This window comes from Fusobacterium sp. DD2, assembly GCF_018205345.1.
Classification (GTDB): Bacteria; Fusobacteriota; Fusobacteriia; order Fusobacteriales; family Fusobacteriaceae; genus Fusobacterium_A.
This window is the reverse complement of sequence record NZ_JADRHM010000020.1, coordinates 25,613-34,226: the sequence shown is the minus strand read 5'-3', so window position 1 is coordinate 34,226 and position 8,614 is coordinate 25,613. Positions and strand designations below refer to the sequence as shown.

General features: G+C 29.0%; 12 protein-coding genes and 1 other RNA gene. 11 read left to right on the top strand and 2 right to left on the bottom strand.

The window, feature by feature from the left end:
• Positions 1-50: 50 nt before the first annotated feature.
• Together ssrA and smpB are read right to left on the bottom strand one after the other, a co-directional pair.
• Positions 51-400: a transfer-messenger RNA gene (gene ssrA, locus IX290_RS04770) on the bottom strand.
• 45 nt (positions 401-445) lie between these two features.
• Positions 446-886, bottom strand: a complete 441-nt coding sequence (smpB, locus tag IX290_RS04765) for an SsrA-binding protein SmpB (RefSeq protein ID WP_211492072.1) — start codon at positions 884-886, stop codon at positions 446-448.
• Positions 887-1,028: 142 nt separating this feature from the next.
• Between smpB and IX290_RS04760 the strand changes: the two genes are divergently transcribed.
• From IX290_RS04760 to IX290_RS04710, 11 genes are read left to right on the top strand one after another with little or no spacing between them, the layout of a single operon-like run.
• On the top strand, positions 1,029-1,580 hold the full coding sequence (locus IX290_RS04760) for a hypothetical protein (protein WP_211492071.1): 552 nt from the start codon (positions 1,029-1,031) through the stop codon (positions 1,578-1,580).
• 1 nt (position 1,581) lies between these two features.
• Complete coding sequence (locus IX290_RS04755) at positions 1,582-1,761, top strand: hypothetical protein (protein WP_211492070.1); 180 nt, start codon at positions 1,582-1,584, stop codon at positions 1,759-1,761.
• The gene (locus IX290_RS04750) at positions 1,758-3,023 is read left to right on the top strand and encodes a GspE/PulE family protein (protein ID WP_211492069.1); all 1,266 of its coding nucleotides are present in this window, start codon (positions 1,758-1,760) and stop codon (positions 3,021-3,023) included. Before IX290_RS04755 ends, IX290_RS04750 begins: the two co-directional genes overlap by 4 nt.
• Positions 3,017-4,180 (top strand): type II secretion system F family protein, encoded by a 1,164-nt coding sequence (locus IX290_RS04745; RefSeq protein ID WP_211492068.1) that lies wholly within the window; start codon positions 3,017-3,019, stop codon positions 4,178-4,180. The genes IX290_RS04750 and IX290_RS04745 overlap by 7 nt, the downstream gene beginning before the upstream one ends.
• A gap of 9 nt (positions 4,181-4,189) precedes the next feature.
• Positions 4,190-4,651, top strand: a complete 462-nt coding sequence (locus IX290_RS04740) for a type II secretion system protein (RefSeq protein WP_211492067.1) — start codon at positions 4,190-4,192, stop codon at positions 4,649-4,651.
• Positions 4,636-5,079: a prepilin peptidase gene (locus tag IX290_RS04735; protein ID WP_211492066.1), complete on the top strand. Its 444-nt coding sequence runs from the start codon at positions 4,636-4,638 to the stop codon at positions 5,077-5,079. Before IX290_RS04740 ends, IX290_RS04735 begins: the two co-directional genes overlap by 16 nt.
• Positions 5,076-5,510 carry a hypothetical protein gene (locus IX290_RS04730; RefSeq protein ID WP_211492065.1) on the top strand — a complete coding sequence of 145 codons (435 nt, stop codon included), beginning with the start codon at positions 5,076-5,078 and terminating at the stop codon, positions 5,508-5,510. Before IX290_RS04735 ends, IX290_RS04730 begins: the two co-directional genes overlap by 4 nt.
• A gap of 1 nt (position 5,511) precedes the next feature.
• Positions 5,512-6,108 (top strand): type II secretion system protein, encoded by a 597-nt coding sequence (locus IX290_RS04725; RefSeq protein WP_211492064.1) that lies wholly within the window; start codon positions 5,512-5,514, stop codon positions 6,106-6,108.
• The gene (locus IX290_RS04720; RefSeq protein WP_211492063.1) at positions 6,089-6,697 is read left to right on the top strand and encodes a hypothetical protein; all 609 of its coding nucleotides are present in this window, start codon (positions 6,089-6,091) and stop codon (positions 6,695-6,697) included. Before IX290_RS04725 ends, IX290_RS04720 begins: the two co-directional genes overlap by 20 nt.
• Positions 6,684-7,847, top strand: a complete 1,164-nt coding sequence (locus IX290_RS04715; protein ID WP_211492062.1) for a hypothetical protein — start codon at positions 6,684-6,686, stop codon at positions 7,845-7,847. Before IX290_RS04720 ends, IX290_RS04715 begins: the two co-directional genes overlap by 14 nt.
• Positions 7,837-8,613: a hypothetical protein gene (locus IX290_RS04710; RefSeq protein WP_211492061.1), complete on the top strand. Its 777-nt coding sequence runs from the start codon at positions 7,837-7,839 to the stop codon at positions 8,611-8,613. Before IX290_RS04715 ends, IX290_RS04710 begins: the two co-directional genes overlap by 11 nt.
• Position 8,614: the final 1 nt, after the last annotated feature.

Genomic DNA, 8,614 nt, shown 5'->3' with positions numbered 1-8,614 from the left:
AAAAAGTCAGCCTTTAAGCTGACTCTATATAAAAGTATATTTATTAAATTTGGTGGAGATGACGGGACTTGAACCCGTGTCCGAAACCATAAGCGCCATAAGCTTCTACAAGCTTAGTCTGCTATTGAATTTCGCAATAACCACTCCCACAGACAGGGCTGATTAAAGCTATCCTCTAGAATGTCCTTTCAGCTTAGAGAAATCACTGAAAGTAATCTGTAAATAAATGACACTTCGGTTGAATGCTCCTACAGAAGAGAGCAATCAGAAGTGAGCTGACTTAATTAAGCAGCTAAAGCGTAATTTCTATTTCCATCTAAACGATGAGTTGACCTCTCACAGCGGTCACCCTGGCCTGCTACCTATAACCTCATAATCCCGTCGAGACCTAGACATCCCCATATTTAATTGTGTATTATAGTATATCACAAAAAGATAATTTTTTCTAGTTATATTTCATCATTCTATCTATATTTCTCTTACTATCCCTTGCTGCTATAGCTTCTCTCTTATCATAATTTTTCTTACCTCTAGCAGCTGCAATGGTAATTTTTACATATCCTCTTGAAAGATGAACATCTAAAGGAACAATAGTATATCCCTTTTGACTTACTTTTTCATGAAGTTTTTTTATCTCTTTTTTATGTAAAAGAAGTTTTCTTACTCTTCTTTCTTCTGGATTATATACACTTCCAAAAGCCCAAGGTACTATAGACATCCCCATAATAAAGATTTCTCCATTTATTATTCTTACAAATGCCTCTTTTATACTTAACTTCCCAGCTTTTGCTGATTTTACTTCACTTCCTACAAGTTCAATTCCTGCTTCAAATTTATCTTCTATAAAATAATCAAAAAATGCTTTTTTATTTCTTGCTAAAATCATAATTTCCTCCAATAACCTTTCTAATACTTAAATTATACAGTAAATTCAAATTTTTTACCATTATTTTTCTTTAATTATCATTCCTAGATTGGTTGGTATTTAATATCAACAAGTTATATAATCTAATTATTATATAATTCGTATGAAAAATAAAAAAGCTTTTTATTTGACAGATATTTTAATTGGTATCAGCATATTTTTACTTGTTACAAACATTGGATTTATTTGTATTAGAAAAATAAAAGAAGAAAGGGAGATTAATACTGCAAAAATATTAATCTATGAAACATTTTCCACTTATGCCACCAAGGCATTTTACAATAAGGAACATTATTACATAAGATTGGATTACACAACTAAAAAGCTATACGTCCTTAAATACATGTATGTTCCTCTTGAAGTTATTCAGCTACCTGAAAAACTCAATTATGTAACAATATTTGATAAAAAGGTACAGACAGAGCATTTAGCAAAGATAACGAGATATGGAAATATTACTCCATCTTTCAGTATTTATATATTTGGGTATAACAATATCGCCAGATATCGTATTTCTTTCTATGGATTTGATATTATCAAATATATGAAAATAAACATATATAAAAACAAAAATGATAAAAATGCAACCTATGTAAATATACATAATTTTCATAAAAAATGGGATGGAAATTCTCTGTCTTGGGTGGAGGAATAATATGAAAAAATATCTTATAATACTCTTTTATTTTCTTAACAGTTTATCCTATGGAGTTTATGATTCTCAAAGATTAACACCTTTTTCAATTACTGTAAAAGGAATTTTTTTCACTAATTACATTCACTTTTCAACAAGTGCTACTCCCAATACTTTTTATATTATCAGGGAGGAGATATGATAGGAAAAAATTCACATAAGTTAAAATCCATACTAGATGAAATGAAGATATCAACTGCTACAAGGAAAAAAGATTATGAAAATATCAAAATCGAAACATCTCTTGATTCTAATAATCCAATTGTAGTCAAGGGGCTAAGTGCAATAATTCTCCAGGGGGTAAAATATCGTGCAAGTGACATTCACATTGAACCTCAAAGAGATAAAACAAGAATAAGATATCGTATAGATGGTATTCTGCACAGTGAAAATACTCTTGATATCTCTCTTCATCCAAGTTTAATTTCAAGATTAAAAATCATCTCAAAACTCAATATTACAGAACATAGAATGCCACAAGATGGAAAGTTTAAATTTCAAATTGAGGATAAAACAATTGATTTTAGAGTCTCAATTGTCCCTCTTATTACTGGAGAAAAAGCTGTTATCAGAATTCTAAATAAAGATATTGTAAATTTCGATCTTGAAAATATAGGATTCAACAAAATTGAATATAAAGAGATTTCAAAAATGATAAATCGAAAAAATGGAATCATCCTTGCAAGTGGTCCAACTGGATCTGGTAAAACAAGTCTTATATATTCAATACTAAAACAATTAAATACTTCAGAGGTTAATATTTCAACTGTAGAAGATCCAGTTGAATATGAGATTGCAGGAATCAACCAGGTACAACACAGTGAAAAACTTGATTTTTCCACTATCTTAAAATCATATTTAAGACAGGATCCTGACATCCTGATGATTGGAGAGATAAGGGATAGAGAAACTGCAGAAATTGCTATAAAATCAGCACTCACTGGACATCTTGTACTTTCAACAATACATACTAATGATGCTGTAAGTGGAATATTTCGACTTTTAAATATTGGAATTGAACCCTATATGATATCAGCTTCAGTGGTTGGAATAATAGCACAACGGCTGGTTAGAAAGCTCTGCCCACATTGTAAAAAAATAGACAACACATATCGTGGAAAACTTGCTTTTCTAGGTGAAGATCCCAGCAGTTATTCTGAAAATATCTTTTATACCCATATGGGATGTCCTAAATGCAATAATTCTGGATATATTGGAAGAGTTCCTCTATTTCAGATTTTTGTTTTTGATGAAAATATAAAATCCATGATTGATAAAAGAGAAAGTATCCAAAAGATAACAGCATATGCTAAAGAGAATAATATGAAAGATTTAATTGAAAAAGGAATAGATAAAGCTAAAAATGGTATTACATCTCTTGAGGAGATAATAAGAGAATGTTAAAATTTTACCATTTTAAAGTATATAACAGACATAAAACATTTGAGGATTCACTTCCTTTTTCAAATGCTCAGATGTTCTTTAAATATTTAAAAATAAATAACTTAAAGATTATTTCTTATAAAGCAACTCATAAAAAATTTATTTTGAGAAAAAAAGAGCTCCTGATATTTACAGAGTATCTTCTTTCTCTTCTAAAAAGTGGTATTGAAATTACTTTAGCTCTTGAGATTATTGCTTCACAAGAAAAAAAAGCATTTTCACATATAATTACCACTATAAAAAAATCAATTATCAATGGTGAGGGCGTCTATAACTCATTTAATCAGTATAGAGAGCTTTTTGGGGACACATATTTGAACCTACTCAATGCTGGAGAGAAAACTGGAAATATAATTAGCAATTTGGAAAAAGCCTTTGAAAACCTTAACCTCATCACTTCACTCAATGAAAAAATAAAACACGCACTATTTTATCCAGCTATTGTAGGTTCATTCATTTTAATTTTACTCATCTTCATTTTTTCAAGCGTACTTCCAAATTTTGAAGACTTTTTTAGAGGTTCAGAGGAAAACCTTCCCTGGATAACTAAATTTCTTCTTGAAATAAGCAACAATTTTTCACTTATCTTCATTTTCTTTATCATTATTGTTTCAATATCTACACTTTTTTTTAAAATGCTTTCACAGGAAAAAAAGGAACATATTAAACTCAATTTTCCTATTCTTGGAAAATTCATAAAAAAGAATATCATAATAGATTTCTCACAAAATCTTTATATTATGCTTGAATCAGATATAGATATCTTAGATGCTTTACACTCTATAGAGGCAAATTGCAAATATATATTTTTTAAAAACAAACTAAAGGAAATACATCTTCAAATTCAGCATGGTCATTGCATCTTTGATGCCTTTGACTCAGTTAACTTTTTTAGCGACCAGCAATTGAAATTAATAAATATTGGCGAGCGTGCAGATGCACTGCCTCAAACCTTTACAACTATAACAACAGCTATGCAAAAGGAGATGGAAAATCAGCTTTTTAAGCTGACTACTCTTTTGCAACCTCTTTTGCTTTCAATACTTGGAATCATTATTGGAGCTGTAATACTTGCTGTTTACCTGCCAATATTCAACATTTCAAGTATGATTTTATAGGAGGAAAAAATGAAAAATAAAGGTTTTAGTTTAATAGAAGTTTGTATAGGTATCGCACTTGTAGGAATTATGATTGGAATAGGGGGACCTAAGGTTAGAAGATTTATTGCCAGTGGAAAAGACACTAAAGCTATAGCTACTCTTGGTGCTCTACGTACTGCAAGTGAACTTTATTACAGTGAGCATGGTAGCTCTCCAGCTACTATAAAAGAAGAGGGAACAGATATTGTTGCTTCTCTAAAAAAACTTGAAGAATATATTGACCCTAAAACATTTAACAATATAAAAGATGGAAAAATTGAGATAGGCGGATATATGGGAGAAGAACACACTGTAAAATATGGAGGAGAAATGTCTTTTACTTTCGTTGACCCCAACACTTCTGAAAAAGGAGATGGAGTGAATATCTGGTTTGCTCCAACAGAGGGTCAGGAATATGATATGAAAGGAAATAAATGGTCAGAATATTAATTCTTCTAACTCTCCTTGCCATTGCATATGTTGATGTAAAAAAAATGATTATCCCAAATTATCTCAACTTGCTGCTATTATTTTTGGCATTTTTATATAGAGGTACTGATTTAGAGAGTATTGAAAATGGTATTATTGGAATGGGAGTCTACTGTATCCCATTCGTACTGATATATGGCTATCTTTCTGATTTTATGAAAAAAGAGGTACTTGGTTTCGGTGACATTAAGCTTGTGCTCCCTTTAGGATATATAATGGGCTATTCCAATTGTTCAGAAGTATACTTTTTTTTCGTATTATCATTCCTCATATCAACAGTTATTGGAGTTATTGTGGGAATTTCTAAAAGGAACTTTTCCCTTGCTCTTCCTTTCTCACCCTTTATTATAATTACATTTCTCTATTATTGGAGCAGTGACTTTATATGAAGAGGAAAGGGATGGTACTTATAGAGATTCTCATCTCCATAACTATATTTTTTATTGCTCTTTATCCTCTTTTAAATTTTAATAACAGATTATTATCTATTAACAACAGCATAACACTATTTGAAAGAGAAAATAAAAATTTCCTCGCATTAAAAACACAGCTAGAAAACTTAGATAACAGATATCTAAAAAAATTTATAGGATCTGAAACATTTAATAATAGAGATGGAAATATTACAAAGGAAAATATCTTTAAGGATATCATTTTTCCATATCCAGTATCTAACGTTACTATAACTATAGATATATCTCCAATTACCATCTCTTCCACAGTAAAAAAATATGACTATCTGTACATGAAAATTATGTATATGGTCAATAATAAAACTTTTATTTCATCTTCTCTTATATCAAATAAGGAGGAGATTTAAAGTGAATTACAACTACAAAGAGAAAGGATTTTCTTTAATAGAGATAATAATTTATATTACTTTAGCATCAATTTTTTCAACTGTACTGTTTTCAGTTATCAAAATAAATGAGAAAACTAACAGGCATCTCATAGCTCAAAGTAAAGCAGAAAAAAATGCCCGACGTATTTTAGAAATTATTGAAAACGCTATTAAATGCAGTGGAAGTACTGGAGAATATTATAAAGAGAAAAAATATGTTGATCACTCTTTTTTTATTGGAAACTTTGAAAAACTGATAACTATAGACTCATGTGCAGATTTATTTCATAGTAAAAGTAAAAAAGGCAATGTTTTACTTCTTGAAATGCCAAAAGTTGAAGGAGATAAAGCAGTTCAACATTTTATTGTTTTCCAATTCCGTTTCAGATTTCTTCTTGTCCATGAAGGAACAATTTCAGCAAAAAGATTTTATCTTGATAAAGAACACTCTATTTTGCACCCTGTTACAGGAAGTTTCACTGAAACAAAAAATGGCATTCTTATTAATTTTTCTGTAAACAATTTATGCAATAAACAACATATGGAGTTTAGAGGTTATGAAAATTACAAAAAATAGTTTAAACAATAAAGGGTACTTATTAATTGCTGTAAGTGTCACAATTATTTTAGTTCTTTCAACTTTTCTAATAAGTTATAGAATAATTATAAATAGACAGAAAAGATTATCATATTGTACCACTGCTCAAACTTACCAGGATAAACTGCAATTTCTTGACACTTTTTCAATAGATGAATTTTATAGAATAGATAAAAAAATTTCAGATGGAGTTTATAAAAATATAATTGATTATCTTGGAAGGAGCAGTGATGAAAAAAGAATATGGTTTAAAAATTCCAATGAGAGTACTGGAATTGAAAACTTTACTATTAATAAAATGAGATTTAATAACAGCATCTTCTACAAAAGAGAAAGAGATAAAAATATCTCATTTCTAAAAGAGATACGTATGCAATTATATCTTACCTTAAAACCTGTCAATTACCTTGATATAGAACTTATACAAAGGTTCAGAGTAAGCAACCTTGATAAGCCTATTATCATTACAGCTATAGTAAGACTTGAATACTTAAAAGGAGAAAGAAATCCCTATGAAATAAAAAATGAATATTTAAAAAAGATGGTGATTGCATTTGAAAATAACTGATTTTACTAAAAGAAAAGAAAATAACTTTTTTACACTTGAAGAGATTGAAAATGTGCAAAATAAAAACGGGGTATTGATACTGGATAGCTCATTTTTTATAATTCTTCCTATTACAATAGATATAATAGATGATCCAAGAGAAAGAGAAATGGAAGTTGATGATAAAATTGAAGAGGTTATTGAAGACTACTCTCCAATTGATTTTATCTCAAAAGAGATACATTTAAAGATAGAGGATGAGCAGGAAAAAATCCTTATAATTTTATTAGAACGTGGAAAAATTGAAAGTATAATAGCTCAACTTAAAGAGAAAGGTATTACACTTTCAGGAATTTATCCACTTTTTTTATTGGAATTTTTTAATAAAGAAGAAGAGGCAAAAACCTATATTGAAATCAATGAAGAGGGATTCAGATTATACTATTTTAAAGATGAAAGACTCAACAACTTTAACCAGGTTGAATTCAGTTTAGAAGATCTTATGGAAGATGATGAGTATTTACAGGATTATATTGAAGATAGTTATGTGTTTACATATAGTAATACAGATAAAGAGATATATTCTAATTTTTATTTTATTAATTTCAGAGACTGGCATAAATATAAACTCTTTTACAACAGGGATTTAGACTTCCTTCCACCTGCATACCAGGAGAGTTTGCACCTTAAAAGCAGAGTAAAAATATTAACTGCAGTTCTATCTGTTTTTATAATAATACAAAGTATTTCATCTTTATTATTGAACGTATACATATCAAATAAAAAGAATTATCTTCATACAATTGAAAACAGGATAGGAACACTGCAAGAAGCTGTTAATGTGGAAAAACTGAAAATAGTTGATATTGAAAAAAAGCTCTCTCTTTTAAATTTTGAAAACAAAGAGGGAAGTTTTAGTGGTTTAAAAATTTCAACTCTTCTTAAAAATATTATGGATTCTAAACATGCCATTACAATTGATTCTATTGAATTTACTGATAAAAAGATTTTGAAAATATCAGGGATTACATCAGATGAAGAGAATTTCTACGACTTTGAAAAAAATATTTTAACCTATAAAATCTTTAGAAAAATAAACCATGACTTTTTTACTTTAAATGACAACTCATTTAACTTTAAATTAGAAATCGAGGTGAATGATGAGACTTAATGGAATCAGTTTAACAAAATACAAAGCTCCGCTTATATATTCCCTCTTTCTAATTTTTTGGGGAATTAGCCTATATTTTCTGATAATTATAAAGATTATAGATATTTCTACTCTTAAAGATGATACTGAAAAAGCAAGATTCAAAAAGAAAAAAATGGAAAAATCCATCACAGTGCTGAAAAGAAACCTTAAAGAGCTGGAAGAGGAATATATAGAAAAAAAACAGGAACAAGTGGAAAATGCTAAGAGAAAAAAGATGAACAGCTTTGCAAACTTAGGGGAATTTGAGTCCTTTATCAGTGAGGAGATGGCAAATAATTATATAACCTTAATAACTATTGCAAGAGCTGAAAGTATAAAAGGCAGTGATAAGGTATATGTTCCATATGCTTTTAATGGAACATATAAAAATATTGAAAGCTTTATTGAAGAGCTAGAAAACAGTTCAAAAACAATAACCTTTTCAGACACTCCCTTTAAGCTGCAAAAGAAAGAAAACTGGATCTTCAATGGAAAACTTGCTACTAATATTCTAAACCAGCAAAGTGTTTGTGCAGTTCCTGAAGATAGCAAATTAACTTATAATAAGGTTTCAATAAAAAAAATTGCAGGAATCACTGTCTTTTTATTTAATAACAAAAAATATGCTATTTTAAAATTTGCAGATGGAACATCTAAATATCTATCAGAATCAGATAAAATCACCTGCAAAGGTGAAAAATACAGAATTAAAATCATCAATAACAACGTGTTTCTAGAAAAATAGT

What these genes read in the sequence shown, in the direction of transcription:
- smpB (WP_211492072.1), bottom strand. Translation starts at nt 886, where the DNA reads ATGATTTTAGCAAGAAATAAAAAAGCATTTTTTGATTATTTTATAGAA.
- IX290_RS04760 (WP_211492071.1), top strand. Translation starts at nt 1,029, where the DNA reads ATGAAAAATAAAAAAGCTTTTTATTTGACAGATATTTTAATTGGTATC.
- IX290_RS04755 (WP_211492070.1), top strand. Translation starts at nt 1,582, where the DNA reads ATGAAAAAATATCTTATAATACTCTTTTATTTTCTTAACAGTTTATCC.
- IX290_RS04750 (WP_211492069.1), top strand. Translation starts at nt 1,758, where the DNA reads ATGATAGGAAAAAATTCACATAAGTTAAAATCCATACTAGATGAAATG.
- IX290_RS04745 (WP_211492068.1), top strand. Translation starts at nt 3,017, where the DNA reads ATGTTAAAATTTTACCATTTTAAAGTATATAACAGACATAAAACATTT.
- IX290_RS04740 (WP_211492067.1), top strand. Translation starts at nt 4,190, where the DNA reads ATGAAAAATAAAGGTTTTAGTTTAATAGAAGTTTGTATAGGTATCGCA.
- IX290_RS04735 (WP_211492066.1), top strand. Translation starts at nt 4,636, where the DNA reads ATGGTCAGAATATTAATTCTTCTAACTCTCCTTGCCATTGCATATGTT.
- IX290_RS04730 (WP_211492065.1), top strand. Translation starts at nt 5,076, where the DNA reads ATGAAGAGGAAAGGGATGGTACTTATAGAGATTCTCATCTCCATAACT.
- IX290_RS04720 (WP_211492063.1), top strand. Translation starts at nt 6,089, where the DNA reads ATGAAAATTACAAAAAATAGTTTAAACAATAAAGGGTACTTATTAATT.
- IX290_RS04710 (WP_211492061.1), top strand. Translation starts at nt 7,837, where the DNA reads ATGAGACTTAATGGAATCAGTTTAACAAAATACAAAGCTCCGCTTATA.